The organism is Mesorhizobium sp. M0140 (genome assembly GCF_040322475.1).
GTDB lineage: Bacteria > Pseudomonadota > Alphaproteobacteria > Rhizobiales > Rhizobiaceae > Mesorhizobium.
This window is the reverse complement of record NZ_JAMYTM010000004.1, coordinates 215,933-234,922: the sequence shown is the minus strand read 5'-3', so window position 1 is coordinate 234,922 and position 18,990 is coordinate 215,933. Positions and strand designations below refer to the sequence as shown.

General features: G+C 62.9%; 17 protein-coding genes and 1 riboswitch. Of the genes, 6 read left to right on the top strand and 11 right to left on the bottom strand.

The window, feature by feature from the left end:
* Position 1: 1 nt before the first annotated feature.
* Positions 2 to 793 carry a molybdopterin-binding protein gene (locus NKJ37_RS06580; RefSeq protein ID WP_352773279.1) on the top strand — a complete coding sequence of 264 codons (792 nt, stop codon included), beginning with the start codon at positions 2 to 4 and terminating at the stop codon, positions 791 to 793.
* A 40-nt stretch (positions 794 to 833) separates the two neighbouring features.
* On the opposite strand, the gene NKJ37_RS06575 is transcribed toward NKJ37_RS06580, so the two are convergent.
* Complete coding sequence (locus NKJ37_RS06575) at positions 834 to 1,628, bottom strand: maleate cis-trans isomerase family protein (protein WP_128303373.1); 795 nt, start codon at positions 1,626 to 1,628, stop codon at positions 834 to 836.
* 221 nt (positions 1,629 to 1,849) lie between these two features.
* Between NKJ37_RS06575 and NKJ37_RS06570 the strand changes: the two genes are divergently transcribed.
* Both NKJ37_RS06570 and NKJ37_RS06565 read left to right on the top strand, forming a co-directional pair.
* Positions 1,850 to 3,130: a D-amino acid dehydrogenase gene (locus NKJ37_RS06570; protein ID WP_352610698.1), complete on the top strand. Its 1,281-nt coding sequence runs from the start codon at positions 1,850 to 1,852 to the stop codon at positions 3,128 to 3,130.
* Between the two features lie 7 nt (positions 3,131 to 3,137).
* Positions 3,138 to 3,866, top strand: coding sequence for a GntR family transcriptional regulator (locus tag NKJ37_RS06565; protein WP_352773276.1), 729 nt, complete (start codon positions 3,138 to 3,140; stop codon positions 3,864 to 3,866).
* A gap of 40 nt (positions 3,867 to 3,906) precedes the next feature.
* Here NKJ37_RS06565 and NKJ37_RS06560 read toward each other — a convergent pair whose 3' ends face one another.
* Entirely contained in the window at positions 3,907 to 4,908 is a 1,002-nt protein-coding gene (locus tag NKJ37_RS06560) for a hypothetical protein (protein ID WP_352759140.1), read from the bottom strand.
* Between the two features lie 244 nt (positions 4,909 to 5,152).
* A riboswitch (glycine riboswitch) is annotated at positions 5,153 to 5,239 on the top strand.
* Positions 5,240 to 5,388: 149 nt separating this feature from the next.
* On the opposite strand from NKJ37_RS06560, the gene gcvT reads away from it, so the two are divergent.
* Genes gcvT through gcvP form a run of 3 tightly spaced genes read left to right on the top strand, consistent with a single transcriptional unit; the run spans position 5,389 to position 9,691 of the window.
* Positions 5,389 to 6,489: a glycine cleavage system aminomethyltransferase GcvT gene (gcvT, locus tag NKJ37_RS06555; RefSeq protein WP_352630168.1), complete on the top strand. Its 1,101-nt coding sequence runs from the start codon at positions 5,389 to 5,391 to the stop codon at positions 6,487 to 6,489.
* Positions 6,490 to 6,494: 5 nt separating this feature from the next.
* On the top strand, positions 6,495 to 6,863 hold the full coding sequence (gcvH, locus tag NKJ37_RS06550; RefSeq protein ID WP_128303368.1) for a glycine cleavage system protein GcvH: 369 nt from the start codon (positions 6,495 to 6,497) through the stop codon (positions 6,861 to 6,863).
* A 17-nt stretch (positions 6,864 to 6,880) separates the two neighbouring features.
* Complete coding sequence (gcvP, locus tag NKJ37_RS06545) at positions 6,881 to 9,691, top strand: aminomethyl-transferring glycine dehydrogenase (protein WP_128303367.1); 2,811 nt, start codon at positions 6,881 to 6,883, stop codon at positions 9,689 to 9,691.
* Here the strand turns inward: gcvP and NKJ37_RS06540 are convergent, their stop codons facing one another.
* The 9 genes from NKJ37_RS06540 to NKJ37_RS06500 all read right to left on the bottom strand — a co-directional run bounded on the left by NKJ37_RS06540 (position 9,692) and on the right by NKJ37_RS06500 (position 18,950).
* Complete coding sequence (locus tag NKJ37_RS06540; protein WP_352773343.1) at positions 9,692 to 10,867, bottom strand: GGDEF domain-containing protein; 1,176 nt, start codon at positions 10,865 to 10,867, stop codon at positions 9,692 to 9,694.
* A 159-nt stretch (positions 10,868 to 11,026) separates the two neighbouring features.
* Positions 11,027 to 11,497 (bottom strand): hypothetical protein, encoded by a 471-nt coding sequence (locus NKJ37_RS06535; RefSeq protein ID WP_352773272.1) that lies wholly within the window; start codon positions 11,495 to 11,497, stop codon positions 11,027 to 11,029.
* A gap of 185 nt (positions 11,498 to 11,682) precedes the next feature.
* Positions 11,683 to 12,504, bottom strand: coding sequence for a PA3715 family protein (locus NKJ37_RS06530; RefSeq protein ID WP_352773269.1), 822 nt, complete (start codon positions 12,502 to 12,504; stop codon positions 11,683 to 11,685).
* 134 nt (positions 12,505 to 12,638) lie between these two features.
* Positions 12,639 to 13,601, bottom strand: coding sequence for a type II secretion system F family protein (locus NKJ37_RS06525; protein ID WP_352773266.1), 963 nt, complete (start codon positions 13,599 to 13,601; stop codon positions 12,639 to 12,641).
* Between the two features lies 1 nt (position 13,602).
* Positions 13,603 to 14,568, bottom strand: a complete 966-nt coding sequence (locus NKJ37_RS06520; RefSeq protein ID WP_023810506.1) for a type II secretion system F family protein — start codon at positions 14,566 to 14,568, stop codon at positions 13,603 to 13,605.
* Positions 14,569 to 14,572: 4 nt separating this feature from the next.
* Positions 14,573 to 15,997, bottom strand: a complete 1,425-nt coding sequence (locus tag NKJ37_RS06515; RefSeq protein WP_352610682.1) for a TadA family conjugal transfer-associated ATPase — start codon at positions 15,995 to 15,997, stop codon at positions 14,573 to 14,575.
* Positions 15,994 to 17,208 (bottom strand): CpaE/TadZ family protein, encoded by a 1,215-nt coding sequence (locus NKJ37_RS06510; RefSeq protein WP_127297210.1) that lies wholly within the window; start codon positions 17,206 to 17,208, stop codon positions 15,994 to 15,996. Before NKJ37_RS06510 ends, NKJ37_RS06515 begins: the two co-directional genes overlap by 4 nt.
* A 49-nt stretch (positions 17,209 to 17,257) precedes the next feature.
* The gene (locus NKJ37_RS06505) at positions 17,258 to 17,527 is read right to left on the bottom strand and encodes a hypothetical protein (RefSeq protein WP_128303365.1); all 270 of its coding nucleotides are present in this window, start codon (positions 17,525 to 17,527) and stop codon (positions 17,258 to 17,260) included.
* Between the two features lie 4 nt (positions 17,528 to 17,531).
* Positions 17,532 to 18,950: a type II and III secretion system protein family protein gene (locus tag NKJ37_RS06500; RefSeq protein WP_502895808.1), complete on the bottom strand. Its 1,419-nt coding sequence runs from the start codon at positions 18,948 to 18,950 to the stop codon at positions 17,532 to 17,534.
* Positions 18,951 to 18,990 lie beyond the last annotated feature (40 nt).

Below are 18,990 nucleotides of genomic sequence, written 5' to 3'. Positions count from 1 at the left end.
CATGGCAAAATTCCAGATCAGCCGCCGCAAATTCCTGACTGGTGCCAGCCTTGGCGTCTCCGGCATCATGCTGTCGGGCTGCGACGCCTTCGACAGTCAGCTAGGTGTTGGCAGCGGCCTGCGCAGTTTCCTCGAAAACGCCAATGACCTGACATACCGGGCACAGCGCCTGCTTGCCGGACGTGACGCGCTGGCGCCGGAATTCACCGAGGCCGACATCCGCCAGCCGCAGCGGCCGAATGGTGTGACGGCTCCCGATGACGATGTCTACAAGGGCTTGCTCGCCAACAACTTCGCCGACTGGCGACTGGAGGTTTCAGGCCTTGTCGAGAAGCCGCTGTCGCTCAGCCGCGAGCAACTCCAGAACATGCCGACCCGCACCCAGATCACGCGCCATGACTGCGTCGAAGGCTGGAGTTGCATCGCCAAATGGACCGGCACGCCGCTGTCGCTGGTGCTGGACCAGGCGGTGGTCAAACCGCAGGCGCGCTACGTCATGTTCCATTGCCTCGACACGATCGACCGCAGCCTGTCGGGCGACATCAAATATTACGGCAGCATCGACCTGATCGATGCCCGTCACCCGCAGACGATCCTCGCCTATGGCCTGAACGGCAAGCCGCTGCCGGTCGAGAACGGCGCGCCGCTGCGGGTTCGCGTCGAGCGCCAACTCGGCTACAAGATGCCGAAATATCTCTACAAGATCGAGCTGGTCGACGGCTTCGCCACTGTCGGCGGCGGTCGCGGCGGCTATTGGGAAGACAATGGTTATGACTGGTACGGCGGAATCTGAATCGCACACCGCAAACGCTGCGGCCCCAAAGATGGCCAACCTATAGCGAGCGGCGAAACAGTTCGCCCTTTCCGGCGATCTGCTCGCCAATGCCGCCGAGCCGCAGCATGTGCCAGGCAAGGGCGTGATTGCTCGAGGTTACCGGTTTCCCCAGTTCCTTCTCGACCTCCTCGATGATGCGGGCAACGCGCATGCTCGTGCAGGAAACAAACACCGCCTCACAGTCGCTCGACGCGCCGATCTCCAAAATGGCCTGCTTGACCGATGCCGGCGTGATGCGTGCAACGACATTGTCGTCCGCCTCGTTGAAGGAGCCCATGACCGGAATATCCATCCCCCGCGCCATCAGCGAAGCCCGCAAGGAATGATTGATTTTCGCCAAATAAGGGGTGAGCAACGCGATCCGCGAAACGCCCAGGGCCTTCAGCGCCGCCCGCGCCGCCGTCACCGGGTTGGTCACTTGCACGCCCGGCAGCACCTCGTGAACGCGTTCGGCGACCTTGTCCTCGCCGATAACCAGCGCTCCCGAAGTGCAGGCAAAGCCGATCACATCGAACTTGACGTCCGGCAAGAGCCCGACCGTTCCCGGGATGACGGCCGACATCTTCATCAGGTTTTCAGGCGTGATCTCGACATCGCTGTAGAGCCGCGCCTCGTACAGCGCGATGTCGCGCGCGGGCAGCGCATAGCGGAATTCATCCTCGATGGTCTGGTCGGTCCGAAGAACGAGCAGGCCGAGATTGGCGCGGGTGCCGATGCCGTCGTCGGTCGTGAAGGGAATGTGTTCCTTGTCGAGGACAAGCGTGTCGTCGGCGCGGCTAAGCGGGGCGTCCATGGCGCAGTCCCCTTCCTGATGCCAATCAGAATTGTCGACAATAGAAACGACAACTTTGCCAAACGTGTCAAGAGCTCCGTTCGAATTTTGGGAACCGAGAAATGCCGGGGTTTCGCCCTGTCTGAACGGTGAATCGATCGTCGACCCACGCGCCGTTGACAATGACCAGCGTCTTCCTATTGAATTGTCGACAATAGAAACGACAACCATTCGGGACAGCGATGCGCGTATTGATCTTGGGCGGCGGCGTTGTCGGGATCACCACGGCCTATCAGTTGCAGAAGGACGGCCACACGGTCACCGTTCTCGAGCAGGCATCACAGGTGGCCGAAGGGGCAAGCTGGGCAAATGCCGGCATGATCGCGCCCGGCCATTCCTTCGTCTGGTCATCGCCGGCCGCGCCAAAAACCCTGCTGAAGTCACTGTTCCTGAAAGACCAGGCGCTTCGTTTCAAGCTCTCCACCGACCCGCATCTCTACAGCTGGTCGCTGCGCTTCCTCATGCAATGCACGGCCGCCAAAGCACGTCGCAACACTCTGCTCAAACATCGGCTTGCGGTCCATTCCCAATCGGTCCTGCAGGCGGTCGTCAGGGAAGAGGCGATCCCGTACGACAGGACGTCGGACGGCATTCTTTATTTCCACCGCAGCCATCAGGCGCTCGACAAGGGCGTCGCCAACATGCGCCTGCTGGAAGCCGACGGCCAGGAGATCCGCATCGTAGACGCGCAGGAAATCGTTGACCGCGAGCCGGCGCTGGCTTCGTCGCGCGACAACATTGCCGGCGGCGTATTGTGTCCGACCGACGAAACCGGCGACGCCGCCAAGTTCACGCGCGCGCTGGCGGCCATCGTCGAAAATAGGGGCGGCAAGATCCTGACAGGGACCAGGATCGTGGGGATCGAACGCAGAAAGGAAACGATCACCAAGGTCGTCACCGACAAGGGAGAGTTTCTGGCCGACACCTACGTTCTGAGTCTCGGCGCCGAGAGCCCCGTCCTCGCCCGCAAGATCGGCCTTGGTCTGCCGATCTATCCGGTCAAGGGATATTCCATGACCATTCCCATCGTCGATCGGGCGCTGGCTCCAAAACTCCCTGTCATCGATGAGCACAACCTCGTCGCCATCACGCCGATGGGCGATCGCATCCGCGTGACCGCTACCGCGGAATTCGCAGGCTATGATCGCAGCCACAAGCCTTCGGATTTCGCCTTCATGAAGCGCGTCACGCAGGACTTGTTCCCGCGCGGCATCGCCTATGATCGCGCCGAGATGCGGGCCTGCCTGAGGCCCATGACGCCCGACAACCTGCCGATCCTCGGCCTGCGCGACATCCGAAACCTGTGGCTGAACACCGGGCACGGCCATATCGGCTGGACGATGGCGCATGGATCGGCCCGTATCATCGCCGATCTGATCGCCGGCCGGACCGCGCCGATCGCCCTCGACGGTATCCTTCCCACACAGGCGCGGTTCACCGAACCAAGCGCCGCAAAGGCTTGACGAGGCCATGCCCCGACCCACCAGGCAAAGCAACCAGGACAACAGCGCGGCGTTGGCATCCAAGCCGATCAAGACCGGCCCGCGTGTCTATGGAGAAATCCGTGGCATGGCGATGGACTATCGCTTCAAGCCGAACGAGCGCATCAACGAAGTGGCGCTTGCCGCCAGGCTGAATGTCAGCCGCAGCCCGATCCGGGAGGCGCTCCAGCGGTTGGTCACAGAAGAACTCATCACTTTCCAGACCAATCGCGGCTTCTTTTGCCGGGGCTTCGATGTCGACGAGATCGTCAATCTTTCCGACGTGCGGGCGGTGCTCGAGGAGCGCTCCGTCAGGCTGGCGATCCAGCGCTCGACAGATGAGGAGCTTGCCGCGCTCGTCGACTGGTGGACGCTCACCATGGCGCGCGCCGACTCATTTTCCAGCACTGAGCTGACCGCCAGGGACGAGGAATTTCACATCCGCATCGCCAGGCTGTCAGGTAATTCCGAACTGGCGCGCATGCTCGAAGGCATCAACACGCGCATCCATTTCGTTCGCAAGATCGAAGTGGAGAAGCACCGGCGATTGTCGACGACCTACACCGAACACAGCGAAATCGCCCGGGCCATGGTAGCCCGCGATGCCAACAGGGCCGCAAGGCTCATGCACGACCACATCGCCATCAGCGTCGCCGATGCCATGTCGACCGTCAGGGAAGGCTTGGCAAGGATATACATCGACGTCGACCAGATCTAATCGGGCAACCCCGGCTTTGACCGAGGCAACCCCCTACCGCTCAGGCAACCTTGTCGAGCAGCGGCCTCAGCGCCGGATGGATTTCCGGTGAGGCGTGCTTGATCAGCGTCAGCAGCGCGCGTTCGTTCTCGTAAAGAGGCCTGTCGACGCCGATATGTTCGATCAGCCAGCCGGCTTCGCCGGCATCGATCGTCTCGGCGCGGCGGGCCAGGGTCTCGGCCGCCCTGTTCTTGGCTTCCCACTCGGCCTCGATGTCGCCCGGGGACCGATAGGCTTCCATGATGCCGGCAAGGCCGCCAGAGATCATGCGGCTGAAGAAGCCGCCGATTTCCGGATCGGCATGTTCGAGGAAGGCATCGCGGCGCAGCGCCACATCGCGCGTCGGTGCTTCGTAGCCGGCCGAGCACATGACGAAATTGGCGATCGCCTTGACGAACAGCTCGTTCCAGGACGGATCGTTGTGCCCTTGAGCAGTGCACTCGTTGATCTTGAACAGCACCTCGGCCTCGGCGCGCGTGATGGCGATGTTGCCGTCGCCGCCATGGGCATGGAGGATCCGGCGCAGCAGCTCGACCTCCGCCTGTGCGATGAGGCCGGGAGCCAGCGCGCCGCCGAGCATCAGCGGCCCCTTGCCGTCAATGACGGCATGCGCCACCTGCTCCAGCGCATAGACGCAAAGCTGGCTCGGCGACGATCTTGCCTGTTCCAGCACATGCACCAGCAATTCGAGCTCGGTCCGGCTGTCGACCATGCCATCGCGCGAGATCGTGCGGATCAGCCAGTCGGCATTGTCCTGCGAGATATAGCCCGACGGCTTTTCCTGGTGGACGATATAGTCGGTAACCGCCTCCACGAAGAAGGGCGGCCATTCCTCGCATTTGTCCTTCGCCGTTGCATCGAGCGCAAACAGCGCCTCGGCCTCGCCGCGCGTCACGACGCCATCGCCGAACACTTCATGGCGCAACATCGCCACGTCCTCCGCGGCGATGCGGCTTTTCGAGGTCAGCCCGGCCACCGGCGCGCTCATGATCAATTCGCCCATTTGTCGTCCCCGTCCGCCGTCGCCAAGCGCCGGCCCCAAGCGTCATACAAGCCAACATATCAGCAGTGTCTTGAAAAACCGGCAAACGGCGTGGTTAGCGAAGACTTGTCGGCCAACGCATGTCGCCCAAAAACGTGCCGCGGTTTTGAAGAATGGCATGCACGCGCTTTAGATGTCGCTGACAGGTGACAAGCCGTCGCGCGCGAGCTATGGATGGCGCGTCGAGGACTCAGGGTCTGAGTCCTACCTGTTTGCGGGAGAGAACAGCGAGAGCTGTCGCCGAAGGGGAAATCGCCCGAAATCTCTCAGGCAAAAGAACCGTAGACGGGAAAGACACTCTGGAAAGTCGGGGCTTGCCCCCGCGCCGAAGGTGTAAGCGCCGCTGACAGAGCTCCGGCTGCGCGAGTCTCTCAGGCTTCAGACAGAGGGGCACGGACTGGTCGCCATTCGCGGCCGATTGCGTGCGACTCTGGAGACGACATGACGGGCGACGATACAAGACACCTACCCCTCGAAGACATCCATGTGGCCGCCGGTGCGCGTTTTGGCGCTTTTGCCGGCTGGTCGATGCCGCTGACCTATCCGGCGGGCGTCATGAAGGAACATCTTCACACCCGCGAACAGGCTGGCCTGTTCGACATCTCGCATATGAAGCTGTTCGAAGTCAGCGGGCCGGAGGCGGTTGCGCTGCTCAACCGCGCTTGCCCCTTGGATGCAGGCGCACTCCAAATCTCACAGTCCAAACTGTCCTTTTTCCTCAACGAGGCAGGCGGCATTCTGGACGACCTGATCGTCACCAGACTTGGCGATAGCAGGTTCATGGTGGTCGCCAATGCAGGCAACGCCGTCGCCGACGAAAAGCATTTGCGTGCACTTGCCGCGGATTTCGACGCCAGGGTCGAGCCGCTCGACCGCGTCTTCCTGGCCATCCAGGGTCCTGAAGCCTGGGCCGCCCTTTCGCGCGCCGGCATCGAGACCGGCTCGCTGCTGTTCATGCATGGTGTCGAACCGCGCAAGAACTGGTTCATGAGCCGGTCGGGCTATACCGGCGAGGACGGTTTCGAGATCGGCCTGTCGGAAGCCGATGCGCGCGACCTCGTCGCGAAGCTGCTCGGCGATGAACGCGTGCTGTGGATCGGCCTGGCCGCCCGCGACAGTCTGCGGCTGGAGGCCGGGCTCTGCCTGCATGGCCAGGACATCACGCCGGAGACCGACCCGGCCAGCGCTGCCTTGATGTGGGCTATTCCGAAAGACATCCGCGCTTCCGGCACTTTCATCGGCGCCGATGCGCTCCGCGCCGCCGTGGAACGAGGACCCGCGCAAAAGCGCGTCGGGCTGAAGCCGGAAGGCCGCCAGCCGGTGCGCGCCGGCGCCGCGCTCTTTGACGCCGACGGCACGCCCGCCGGCCATGTCACATCAGGCGGCTTTGGCCCGTCAGCCGGCCATCCGGTCGCCATGGGCTATGTCACGGCGCCACTGGCCAAACAGGGAATACGGGTTTTCGCCGATGTTCGCGGCACGAAAATCCCAGTCGATATCAGCTCCCTGCCCTTCACACCGCATCGCTACCGCAAAGGATGATCTCAATGGCAACGACCTATTTCACATCAGATCACGAATGGCTCCGCGTCGAGGGCGGCATCGCCACTGTCGGCATCACCGACTATGCGCAGGAGCAGCTCGGCGACCTCGTCTTCGTCGAACTGCCGGAGACCGGAAAGAAATTGACCAAGGGCGACACCGCCGTCGTGGTCGAATCCGTCAAGGCGGCTTCCGATGTCTACGCGCCGGTCGATGGCGAGATCACCGAAGCCAACAGCACGCTGTCGTCGGACCCGTCACTGGTCAACTCGGCGGCAACCGGCGCCGGCTGGCTGTGGAAGATGAAGCTTGCCGACGAAAGCCAGCTCGCGGGCCTCATGGATGAGGCCGCCTACAAAGCCCATATCGGCTGATATCAGGACGGATTGACATGACCGCAGCACTCACTCCCTTCTCGGCCCGCCACATCGGCCCGAGCGTCAACGATGTCAGAGCCATGCTTGCCGTGATCGGCGTTCCGTCCATCGAGACGCTGATCAGCCAGGCCGTGCCGCAGTCGATCCGCCTCGACTTGCCGCTGACCCTGCCCGCACCGGCCAGCGAAGCGGAAGCGCTGGCCGAATTGTCGGCGACCATGGCCAAGAATACGGTGCTGAAGAGCTTTATCGGTGCCGGCTATCACGGCGTGCATGTGCCGCCGGTCATCCAGCGCAACTTGTTCGAGAACCCGGCCTGGTACACGGCCTACACGCCCTATCAGGCCGAGATCAGCCAGGGCCGGCTGGAGATGCTGTTCAACTTCCAGACGCTGGTCACGGAATTGACCGGTCTGCCGGTGGCGTCGGCCTCGCTGCTGGATGAAGCAACCGCGGTCGCCGAAGCCATAGGCATCGCCTTGCGCCACCACCGCGACAAGCGCACCAAGATCGCACTTGCCGGCACGCCACACCCGCAGACACTGGACGTCGTGCGTACCCGCGCCGAGCCGCTCGGCATCGAGATCGACGGCGAGACGATCGACGACAACACCGCTGCTTTGCTCGTCTCCTGGCCGGATACGTTTGGCGTCTATGGCGACCACAAGGCGGCGATCGACAAGGCGCGTGCGACCGGCGCCATCGTCGTCTTCATTGCCGATCCGCTCGGCCTGGCGCTGACCGATGCGCCGGCCAAGCTTGGCGCCGACATTGCCGTCGGCCCGATGCAGCGTTTTGGCGTGCCGATGGGCTTTGGCGGGCCGCACGCCGCCTATTGCGCCGTCTCCGACAAGTTGACGCGGCTGATGCCTGGCCGCCTGGTCGGCCAATCCACCGATAGCAAAGGCCGGCCCGGCTACCGGCTTGCCTTACAGACACGCGAACAGCATATCCGCCGCGACAAGGCGACCTCCAACATCTGCACCGCACAGGCGCTGCTTGCCAACATGGCGACGGCTTATGCGATCTGGCACGGCCCCGCCGGGCTGCAGGCGATTGCCGGGCGCATCCACACGCTGGCCAATCGTCTGGCAAGCGGCCTCGAAGCGGCAGGCGTGTCGGTGATCGGCGCCAGCCGTTTCGACACGGTGACGGTGGAGACCAAGGGCAAGGCGGCGCAGATCGCCACTGCGGCTGAAAAGACCGGCCGGCTGCTGCGCGTCATCGATGCCGACCATGTCGGCATCAGCTTCGATGAGACCTCGACCGATGCCGATCTCGATGCGATCGCCGCCCTGTTCGGCGCCAAGGCCTCTCCGTCGGCCGACAGCACCGTACCTGGCAAGCCGCGCGGCAAGGAGTTCCTGACCCAGCCTGTGTTCCATGAGAACAAGTCGGAAACCGACATGATGCGCTTGCTGCGCCGGCTGGCCGACAAGGATCTGGCGCTCGACCGCAGCATGATCCCGCTGGGATCCTGCACCATGAAGCTCAACGCGGCGGCGGAAATGATGCCGGTAAGCTGGCCTGAAATCGCCAATTTGCATCCCTTCGCGCCGGCAAGCCATTCGGCCGGCTATCGCGCCATGATCGGCGAACTGGAAGGATGGCTGTCGGAGATCACCGGCTTCGACGCCGTCAGCCTGCAGCCCAATGCCGGCAGCCAGGGCGAGTATGCCGGCCTGCTTGCAATCCGCGCCTATCATCGCTCACGCGGCGAAGGTCATCGCACCGTCTGCCTGATCCCCTCCTCCGCTCATGGCACCAATCCGGCAAGTGCTGCGATGGCCGGGATGAGCGTTGTCGTTGTGCGCTGCCTGGAGGACGGCAATATCGACATGGACGACATGAGAGCCAAGGCCAACGAGCATTCCAAGAATCTCGCGGCACTGATGTTCACCTACCCCTCGACGCATGGCGTCTACGAGGAAGGTGCACGCCACCTCTGCGCCCTTATCCACGAGCATGGCGGCCAGGTCTATTTCGATGGCGCCAATCTCAACGCGCTGGTCGCCTTGGCGCGGCCCGCCGATATCGGCGCCGATGTCTGTCATATGAACCTGCACAAGACCTTCTGCATTCCGCATGGCGGCGGTGGCCCGGGCATCGGCCCGATCGGCGTAAAGGCGCATCTGCAGCCCTATCTGCCGGGACATGTCACCGAAGGTTCGGCGCACGCCGTGTCGGCCGCACCATTCGGCAGTGCCTCGATCCTGCCGATCACCTGGATGTATATCCGCATGATGGGCGCCGCCGGACTGAAGCAGGCGACGGAGACCGCCATCATCTCGGCCAACTACGTGGCGACACGGCTCGCGCCGCATTTCCCGCTTCTCTACAAGGGCAGGCACGATCGCATCGCGCATGAATGCATCCTCGACACCCGCGTGCTCAAGGACAGCGCCGGCATCAGTGTCGACGATGTCGCCAAACGGCTGATCGACTACGGCTTCCACGCGCCGACCATGTCCTTCCCGGTCGCCGGCACGCTGATGGTGGAGCCGACCGAATCCGAGCCCAAGCGGGAACTCGACCGCTTCTGCGAGGCGATGATCGCCATCGCAGGCGAGGCAGCGAAAGTCGCCAGGGGCGAATGGCCTTTGGCCGACAATCCGCTGGTCAACGCGCCGCACACCGCCGCCGAGGTGCTGGCCGGCCAGTGGACGCATCCCTACTCGCGCCTGGAGGCGGCCTATCCCGCCGGCGACGCCGACACGGCAGCCAAATACTGGCCACCGGTGTCACGCATCGACAATGTCGCCGGCGACCGCAACCTGGTCTGCTCCTGCCCGCCACTGTCGGACTATCTGGGTGCGGCGGAATAATTACGCGGAGCGCAAGGCCGGCTTGATAGGTTCGGCCTTGCCTGTCCTTTTACGGCTGATGACGCAGTTTCGCCCGGCGCGCTTGGCGGCATAGAGCGCCGCATCGGCCTCGGTCAGCACCTCATCGAGGCTGCTGCCGCTTGCCTCGCCAAAGCCGATGCCGCCGCTGACCGTGCTGCGCAACTTGCCGAGTTGGGTGGCGACGATCTCGGTGCCGAAGGCCACACAGATCTTGCTGGCGAGATCATGGGCCTTCTCTTCCGTCATTCGCGACATGACGACGGCGAATTCCTCGCCGCCCAGGCGAAAAGCGTCGACGCCGGTCCTGGCATATTTCTTGATGACCGCGGCGAAGCGGCACAAGACCTGGTCCCCGACCGGATGGCCATAGACATCGTTCGTCCGCTTGAAGTGGTCGAGGTCGAACATGACGACGGACATGAACGGACCGAAACTCCGCTCGCCGTAGAGCGACGTCAACGCCCGCCGGTTCATCAACCCCGTCAGCGGGTCGGTCATGGTCTCGGCCTTCAGCTCGATCTGCGCCTGCAGATGGTGGAGGGAGAGCGTCAATGCGCCGAGCCCGGTCATGCAAGCCACCGCCACGACGGAATTCAGTCGTTCGGCCCAGTTGTCGGGCGCGACCGCGAGCGTCCATTGCCCCTTGGTCAGCAGAACCACGCCACAAAGCGCAAACGACACAGCGCAGGTGCCGCTCAGAAACGAAACCACCAGCAGGATCCGGCGATCGTGACTGCCATTGATCCAAAACATGGCGCCGATCGCCGACAGAAGCACCGTCACCGTGGCGTAGGTGACGATGAAGCCGACACCGTCAAGCCCCAGGAAGGTCACTGCCGCACAGACAGCCATGGCGGCAAGCGCAGGTGCAACGGCGCGTCTGTAGCCGTGCACGCCCAGATATTGCATGGCCGACACGCAGAGGATCAGGAACCCCAGGCTGAGCAGCGCAAGCACGATCTGACAGAGCAGCGGATCGGGATCCTTGGTGTAGCGCCAGAACAGGATCACATGCGCGACCAGCACCAGGATGCCGCACGCCACCGTCAGCACGAAGCCTGCCTTGGGCGCGGTGAACCAGATCGCAAACATGGTGACGCTGAGGCAGATGCCCGACAGCGCGGCTGCGAGCAGGAGCGAACTGAAGTCCAGCATATCGGGCAAGGGCCTCTCGAGCGTCGGCGGTTGCGCTGCATTCTAGGTTAGCGGCAGCCCTCAGATACGGATTTTCAGCCGATCGTTCGACCAACCTGCGGATAAGGTTTACAAAGCGTCGATGCCACGTATCCCGAAACCGGACCCATGGATGCGAGATCAACCTTTGTTCAAGAGAGCAAGGTTTGCGTCGACGACGGTGGGATCGGCCATGCCGGCCTTCGATTCGAGCAGCAGCGCCTTGGCCTTCTTGCGATTGCCGCGCAGCAGTTGCGAATAACCCATATTGTTGACGATCTGCGGCTTGCGGCCGGCGACTTTCAAAAGCTGGCCGTAGGCACGGTCGGCGAAGTCGAAGCGGCCGAGTTCATCATAGGAAGCGGCGAGCCCCATCCAGGCCTCGGCGTTGTCGGCCTTCAACTCGACGGCCTTGCGGAAATGCTGCTCGGCAAGACCGTAATTGGCGTCGCGAAACTGCGCCTTGCCTTGCGCCAGATCGGAAGTTTCGATGTCTTTTGCCGCCGGTTGAATGGCGGTGGTCTTGGTGGTGTCGACGGTGCTGGTCGAACAGCCAGACATCATCAAGACGGCCGCCATCGCGGCCATTGCCGTGAAATTACTGTGACGCATGCCCCTGCCTCATCGCCCGATTTGCCGGGTCGTTCTTCAGGAAACACACTATATCAGCGGCGATTAAACTTCGGTGCCGAAACGCCGCCAAAATTCGGCTTCGGGCACACCAGCCATTAACCACCAGGCATCAGACGAAGACTTATTCCCAAGAGAATCCCGGCAGCAAGCAAGCGAGCGGCCCTTCACGGCCCCATGACCTTGAGTACTTCGGGAACCGGATAGCGGCTGCCGTCGTAGCGCAGCCGGTAGGTCCGGTTCATCGGCTTGCCGGGATGGGACTGGCACTCGCCATCCTTGTCGGGAGACGGATCGTCGGTTTGCCTCCGCTCGAGCGCGACTATGTCATGATAGCCGTGATTGCTCGTCGGGCTCATCGCCAGGCTGACCTCAGTCGAATGAAAGGATCCCGCACAATTGGTATCGCCCTCGCCGCCATTGCCGGCCACGACAACGCCATCGAGCACGAGGCGCAAGGCATCGCCGGCGAGAGCATAAAGCCGCAGGTCGGTCTCGCTGAAGGGATTGGCCTGCGAATGGTTCGCGATTTCGATGCGCAGGCCGAAGCCCATGACCCCGGGCGCCAGCCTGTAGCGGCCGGTATCGAATTCGATCTTGCGGATGGCGATGGCATCATCGGTGATCAGCCCCGGCTGGAGCAGGCGCTGGCGCACCTGCAGGCTGTTCCTGTCGACGACCAGAAGCTCGATATCGCCGACATGGCCATCGTCGCTGGATTGCGCGCTGTCGATCAGCGGCACGGCTACCAACAGCAGGTCGTCATGGGCAGGCCAGATCTTGCAGCTCAGCCCAAACGGCGTGTCGCCATCCGTCAGGGCGATGCTGATATGGGGTTCGAGCGTGAACGAGGTGCCGTCGGCGCTCTTTCGAGCCTTGGGGTAGGCCTGCTGCAGCAGGGCGGCGGCATCGCCGCAATCGTCGGCCACAGCCCAGGCGGGCGACAGGCTGGCCGCGGCAAGGCCGAGGAAGAAGGTGCGCAACAGCATGGACTTTTCACCTGCAAGGCCGCGTTCGGTCAGAACAATGGTTTGTCAGTCCCATTGTTAGGACTCTTGTGGGGCGCTCGCTAGAGCCGGACGATTTCAGGTCGAATCGAAGCCTCACACTTTTCGGCATCATGCTAGTGCGCCGTCATTTTGACGATGACTGGAATGGCCGCGATCATCAGCACTACCGGCAGGATGCACACAACCACCGGCACCGACATCTTGGCCGGCAGAGCGTGCGCCTTTTCCTCGGCCAACGACATACGCTTGTGGCGCATGTCGTCGGAGAAGACGCGCAGCGCCCCCGACAGGCTGGTGCCGAGTTCCTTGGACTGCTGCAGCAGCGTGGCGAAGGAACGCACCTCGTCCAGGCTGAGGCGGTCGGCGAGCGCCTTCAGCGCATCGTCAAGGCTGCGCCCTGCCCTCAGCTCCAACGACACCAGCTGCAGGTTCTGGCTGAGCGCGGGATAGGTCTTGGCAAGTTCCTTGGAGACGCGCTCTATGCCGGCCTCCATGCTCATTCCGGCATCCGAGCAGACAATCATCAAGTCCATGAAATCGGGAAAGCCGTTGCGGTACTCACGCCTGCGTTCCCGCACTTTCTGGCCCAGCACCAGGCCGGGCAGGAAATAGCCGGCCGCTCCCGACAGGATGACGAAGGTCCAGCGGCTGGCCATCGTCGCGTCCGGGCTGGCCATCCACCGGTTGAGCACAAACACACCGATTGCCGTGCCGATCATCGCGCTGAACCGGATCAGGAAGAACGTGCCGACAGCACGCGGCTCCATGTAGCCCGCCTGGATGAGCTTCATGCGCAGCCGGGCGACATTTTCCGGATCGCTCCTGGCGTAGAATTCTTGCGCCCGCTTCACCGCCTTCTCGCGCACGACGCCGGTATTCTTCTTCTGCACCGGCTCTGGTTTGGCGGCCACGGGACCGTTGTCGACCCTGAGCCGGCGCATGACCTCGTTGCGGTCGCCCTTCGCCATGACAACAGGCCAGGCAACAGCGGCAGCACCCGCCGCCAGCAGCAGGATGGCCACCGGCATCAACGAGGTCGGTGCAAGCGAGGCGAGGAATTCGATGAAGCCCTGCATGTCAGAACTTGAAATTCGACATCTTGAACATCATCAGATTGCCCAGCATCAGCCAGGTGATAGACCCACCGAGCAGGTACCAGGTTTTCGCCTCGCCCCAGACGTCGCTGTAGAAGCCCGGCATCAGCGCCATGATGGCGGTGAACAGCAACGCCGGCACCGCCGTCAGTATGTAGGCCGACATCCGGCCTTCTGTCGCAATTGCGCGCACCTTGCGGCGCAGTTTGCCGCGCTCGCGGATCGTCGTCGCCAGGCCGTCAAGGATCTCGCGCAGATTGCCGCCCGAACTGGTCTGGATCGAGACAGCGGTGACGAACAGCGGCAGATCCTCCTGGCCGACCCGGTCGAACAGCGAGTTCAACGCCGAAACCAGATCGGAGCCATAGGTCACCTCGTCGGCGATGACGCCGAACTCGGTGCCGATCGGGTCGGGCATCTCGCGCGCCACCATGGCGATCGCCACCGGCACCGGATGGCCGGCCTTCAGGCCACGCGTGATCAGTTCCAGCGCCTCCGGCAATTGCATGCCGAACCGCTTCACCCGGCGCTTGCGCTTGAAGCGCAGCGTGATCACCGGCAGCACCGGCACAAGCACCACAAACAGCACAAGCCCCATCAGCGGCGGCAAGCCGTACCAGATGGCGACCAGGGTCATCGCCATCGCCACGCCGCAGGTGATCATCAGGAATTTCGACAGCGGCATGATCATGCCCGACTGGGTTCGCAAAGCGCGGAACCGATCCAGCGAAAACAGCGGCGTGCCTGCATCGAGGCCGCGTTCCTTGCGCAGTTGGACAAGCACCTGCTCTTGGGTGATCTTGCTTTCCTGCAGTTTCATGCGCCGGTTGATGGCGGTGCGTTTGTCGCTGCGACCGGCGTAAAGCAGGTAGCAGGCCTCGGCGATCAGGATGCCGGTCAGCGCGGCCGCGGCATAAACGACATAGATCGCGCTCATTCCATCGAACACTTGGCTACTCCTGCGGCCGGCCGGGTTCGAAATATCGTCCAGGAAACTCGATGCCCATAGCGCGCAGATCCTCAAGGAAGCGCGGCCGGATGCCGGTCGCCTCGTAGTGCCCCAGAATCCTGCCGTCGGCCTCCATGCCGGTGCGCACGAAGCGGAAGATCTCCTGCATCTGGATGACATCTCCTTCCATGCCGGTCACCTCGGCGACACTGGTCACCTTGCGCTTGCCGTCGGACAGGCGCGTCAGCTGAACGATCAGGTCGAGCGCGCTGGCGATCTGGCTGCGGATCGACTGTACCGTCATCGGCATGCCGGTCATGCCAAGCATCTGCTCGAGCCGCGAAATGGCGTCGCGAGGCGTGTTGGCATGAATGGTCGCCATCGACCCTTCGTGGCCGGTGTTCATCGCCTGCAGCATGTCGAAAGCCTCCTCGCCGCGGCACTCGCCGAGAATGACGCGGTCGGGGCGCATGCGCAGTGCGTTCTTGACCAGGTCGCGCTGCTTCAGCTCGCCATGGCCTTCGATGTTGGCTGGCCGCGTCTCCATGCGCGCGACATGCGGCTGCTGCAGCTGGAGTTCGGCCGCGTCCTCGATGGTGATCAGCCGCTCGTCTTCCGGAATGAAGGCCGACAGCGCATTGAGCATGGTCGTCTTGCCGGTGCCGGTGCCGCCCGAAATGATCGTCGTCTTGCGGGCATGCACGGCCGCCGCCAGCACTTCGGCCATGTTCTGGGTGATGGCGCCGAATTCGACCAGTTTGTGCAGACCGAGCTTGTTCTTGGAGAACTTGCGGATCGACACCAGCGGCCCATCGACCGCAACCGGGCGGATGGCCGCGTTGAAGCGCGAGCCGTCCAGCATGCGGGCATCGACCATCGGCTGCGATTCGTCGACGCGGCGACCGACCGCGGCGACGATCTTGTTGACGATGCGCAGGAGATGCGCCTCATCCTTGAACGGAATGTGTACCGGCTGCAGCTTGCCCTTCTTTTCGACAAAGCAGTTCATGTGGCCGTTGATCAGGATGTCGTTGATGTCGGGGTCCTTGAGCAGCGGCTCGAGCGGACCGAGGCCGACCATCTCGTCGACGATGTCGTCGACCAGCGCGTCAAGCTCGACGGTGTTGATCGCCATCCGCTCCTGCTTGGTCTTTTCCGACACGAAATCATGCACTTGCCGGCGCATCTCATCCTTCGGTAAACGCTCCAGCGCGACAAGATTGATCTCTTCGAGCAGCAGCCGGTGGATACGCACGCGCGCATCGAGCACCTTGTTGGCATTCTTTGCCGGCGCTGTGTCCGGCTTTGCCGGCAAAGCCTTTCGGCTGGTCGGAATGACGACGGCATGATGGGCGACCGGCGTCGTCTCAGGCGCGCGCTGCTGCGGACGCGCATCTCGGTTCTGCAGGGCGGAGAAGCGGCTGGTCATCCGGCTTTCCTCTTCAGCAATCCACGGCCCATACCAAACAGCGAGCGCGATTTCGCGCGGGTTGGGACCGCTTCTTCCGGCAGGATGATCTTCTTCAGGTCGTTGATGACATTGGCGTTCGGATCGATCTCGTGCAGCGGCACGCCGCGATCGACCGCTTCGCGCACCAGCCGGTAGTTGTTGGCGATGCCGCCGACGAAATGCTCGCCGAGAATTTCCTGGACGTCCGCCTGCTTGATGCCGTTGTCGAACATCTTCTGTTCGAAACGATTGACGATGACGTTCGGCTTCACTTCCTTGCCGGCAGTCTCGTAGACCGCCTGGATCAGCCGCTGCGTGTGGCGCAGGCACGGCACCGTCATTTCCGCGACGATGTAGAGCTTGTTGGAACCGAGCAGCACGGTTTCCGTCCATGGAAACCAGGTGCGTGGCATGTCGATGACGACATTGTCGAAATAGGCCGAAACGAGGTCCAGCATGCGCACCACGACATCAGTCTTGAACGAGCGCATCTCTGCCGGATGCGCCGGTGCCGCCAGCACGCACAGCCCGCTGGCATGCTTGGACAGCATCACGTCGAGCAGTTGCCGGTCGAGACGCTCGGGCTGGTTCTCGATCTCGGTGATGTCGAAACGCGGTTCGAGGTCGAGATATTCGGCACAGGCGCCCTGCTGGAAATTGAGATCGACGACGCAGGTCGAGGCGCCGCGCGTCACCGAGTGATGCAGCTGGAAAGCGGTCTGCAGCGCCAGCGTGGTGGTGCCGACGCCGCCCGCGGCAGGCATGAAGGTGTAGATCTGCGACTCGCTGTTTTCCTCGCGCCCGGGTCCCTGCAGTGCCCGCACGACAGAGCGCACCAGATCGGCGGTGGTGATCGGCTTGACCAGGAAATCCGCGACCTTGAGCTGCACGAGAATGCGCACCGCGGCGGCGTTGAACTCCTGGGTGACGACGACGACAGGAACCTTGTCCTCCAGCCGGCGCATGATGCGCTGCAGCGACTCGACCTCCTCCAGCCTTGCCGCATCCATGTCGACGATGATGGCGCCGAAGTCGGCTTCCTGGATCTCGCCGCGCAACTCGGTAACGTTCTTCTCCACTGTCGAGAGCTGTATGATCTCGGAGGCGGAAAACGCGGTGCGCGTGTCCTGCGCAAACGTCCTGTCGGTCGATACGAGCAGGATCTTCCTGGTCTTGATGCCGTTTGCCATTCTGTCAGCCTGTCAGGTCGATCGACCGTTGGATCAGTTGCCCGTGGGATCAATTGGTCGTGCTGGACTGCGACGCCTTGGCACCGGCCGCCTGATCGGGTGTTACGGCCGCGGCACTGCCTCGTTGGGCCGGCACCAGGAGCCTGGTGTTCTGGACCCCGTATTTCCAGGGATCGACCATCTGCATGACGGTGTTGGCGGCCTGCGCATTTCCGGCGCCGGCCGTCGGCCCTTCGCTGCGCACATAGTCGTCGCTGGTGCAGCCAGCGGTAAAGCCGGCCAGCAGCAAGGCGACGCTCGATCCAAAGACCAGACGCATGGCTTCAATCCTTCGGCAGGTCGAGGAAATGCCCAGCCGAAGCGGCCGCTGCAGGTTGAGTGACGCGGCCGTCTGCCAGCGCCACGGTGCGACCGGTATCGGCGCCCTTCACTTCCTCGGTGTTGTTGAGAAAATAATCGGCGTTGCTGGCCGGCTGCGTGCCATCTGTCGGCTCGACGAGCTTCTTCGACGGATCGACCGGCTTGACCAGATAGGGCGTGACGATGATGACGAGGTCGGTCTCGCGCCGCTGATAGGATTTCGACGAGAACAGCGCTCCAAGCACCGGCATCTTGCCGAGGCCGGGAATGCGCGACGTGGTGATGTCGTTCTGCGACTGCAGCAATCCGGCGATCATGAAGCTCTGGCCGTTCTTCAGGTCGACCGATGTCCTGGCACGGCGCACGATGAAACCGGGCACCGAAATGCTGCCTATGTTGTAGGAGGCAGACGCGTCGATCGAGGAGACTTCCGGCGCGATGTCCAGGCTGACCAGCCCGTCCTTCAGAACCGTCGGCGTGAAATCCAGGCTGACGCCGTACTTCTTGTAGCTGACCGAGATCTTGCCGTCGTCCTCGGAGACCGGGATCGGGAACTCGCCGCCGGCGAGGAAGCTCGCCGTCTGGCCGGACCGGGCGATCAGGTTCGGCTCGGCCAGCCGCCGCGCCAAGCCGCGCTCTTCCAGCGCTTTGATGGCGATATCGATGGAGACGCCATTCGACAGCAGCTTGCCGATGATCTCGCCTGTTCCCGCGCCCTGTATCGATCCGGCCGGCAGCGTGACGTCGCGGCCACCCATGCCATAGGCGAAATTGGCGGCGTATTTGGCGCCGAGATCCTGGCCCGCCTGGCGGTTGATTTCGACAAAGCGGACGTTGAGCTGGACCTGCTGCGACGACGAGATGTTGACCGAGTTGATCACCTCCTCGGCACCGGAAAAGCGCGTCGCGATCTTGTTTGCCTTTTCGGCGGCGACGGCATCATCGGCCTCGCCCGACAGCACGACCCGGCCATTGGCCGATCCGACCTTGATCCTGGCATCCGGCACGCTGGCCCGAATGGTGCTGGCCAACTGGTCTGTGTCGAGCGTCACCTCGATGTCGACGGTGCCGACAAGCTGCTTTTTCTCGTCGAACAGCGCAATGCCGGTGGTGCCGAGATTGTTGCCGAGCACATAGAAGGATTTGTCGGTCAGCGGATTGACGTTGGCGATTTCCGGATCGCCGATCACGATCTGGTAGAAGGCGGCACTGGTCATGATCGTCTTCGGCTTGCCCTTGGCGACCTTGATCGATGCATTCTTGGTCGACGACACATAGACGATGTCGTTGTCAGCTCTCGCCGAGGCGCCGAAGGCCAGCATCGCGGCAGCAGCCAGCGAAGACACGACAGCCACCGCACGCAAAATGGGCAACCGCCCCATGACCCGATATGTGAACAGCCCGAACATTGTCCCGTCCCTC

What these genes read in the sequence shown, in the direction of transcription:
- NKJ37_RS06515 (WP_352610682.1), bottom strand. Translation starts at nt 15,997, where the DNA reads ATGACCAGCCGCTTCTCCGCCCTGCAGAACCGAGATGCGCGTCCGCAG.
- NKJ37_RS06575 (WP_128303373.1), bottom strand. Translation starts at nt 1,628, where the DNA reads ATGGACGCCCCGCTTAGCCGCGCCGACGACACGCTTGTCCTCGACAAG.
- NKJ37_RS06560 (WP_352759140.1), bottom strand. Translation starts at nt 4,908, where the DNA reads ATGGGCGAATTGATCATGAGCGCGCCGGTGGCCGGGCTGACCTCGAAA.
- gcvH (WP_128303368.1), top strand. Translation starts at nt 6,495, where the DNA reads ATGGCAACGACCTATTTCACATCAGATCACGAATGGCTCCGCGTCGAG.
- NKJ37_RS06570 (WP_352610698.1), top strand. Translation starts at nt 1,850, where the DNA reads ATGCGCGTATTGATCTTGGGCGGCGGCGTTGTCGGGATCACCACGGCC.
- NKJ37_RS06525 (WP_352773266.1), bottom strand. Translation starts at nt 13,601, where the DNA reads ATGCAGGGCTTCATCGAATTCCTCGCCTCGCTTGCACCGACCTCGTTG.
- NKJ37_RS06500 (WP_502895808.1), bottom strand. Translation starts at nt 18,950, where the DNA reads ATGGGGCGGTTGCCCATTTTGCGTGCGGTGGCTGTCGTGTCTTCGCTG.
- NKJ37_RS06540 (WP_352773343.1), bottom strand. Translation starts at nt 10,867, where the DNA reads ATGCTGGACTTCAGTTCGCTCCTGCTCGCAGCCGCGCTGTCGGGCATC.
- gcvP (WP_128303367.1), top strand. Translation starts at nt 6,881, where the DNA reads ATGACCGCAGCACTCACTCCCTTCTCGGCCCGCCACATCGGCCCGAGC.
- NKJ37_RS06530 (WP_352773269.1), bottom strand. Translation starts at nt 12,504, where the DNA reads ATGCTGTTGCGCACCTTCTTCCTCGGCCTTGCCGCGGCCAGCCTGTCG.
- NKJ37_RS06580 (WP_352773279.1), top strand. Translation starts at nt 2, where the DNA reads ATGGCAAAATTCCAGATCAGCCGCCGCAAATTCCTGACTGGTGCCAGC.
- NKJ37_RS06505 (WP_128303365.1), bottom strand. Translation starts at nt 17,527, where the DNA reads ATGCGTCTGGTCTTTGGATCGAGCGTCGCCTTGCTGCTGGCCGGCTTT.
- gcvT (WP_352630168.1), top strand. Translation starts at nt 5,389, where the DNA reads ATGACGGGCGACGATACAAGACACCTACCCCTCGAAGACATCCATGTG.
- NKJ37_RS06510 (WP_127297210.1), bottom strand. Translation starts at nt 17,208, where the DNA reads ATGGCAAACGGCATCAAGACCAGGAAGATCCTGCTCGTATCGACCGAC.
- NKJ37_RS06535 (WP_352773272.1), bottom strand. Translation starts at nt 11,497, where the DNA reads ATGCGTCACAGTAATTTCACGGCAATGGCCGCGATGGCGGCCGTCTTG.
- NKJ37_RS06565 (WP_352773276.1), top strand. Translation starts at nt 3,138, where the DNA reads ATGCCCCGACCCACCAGGCAAAGCAACCAGGACAACAGCGCGGCGTTG.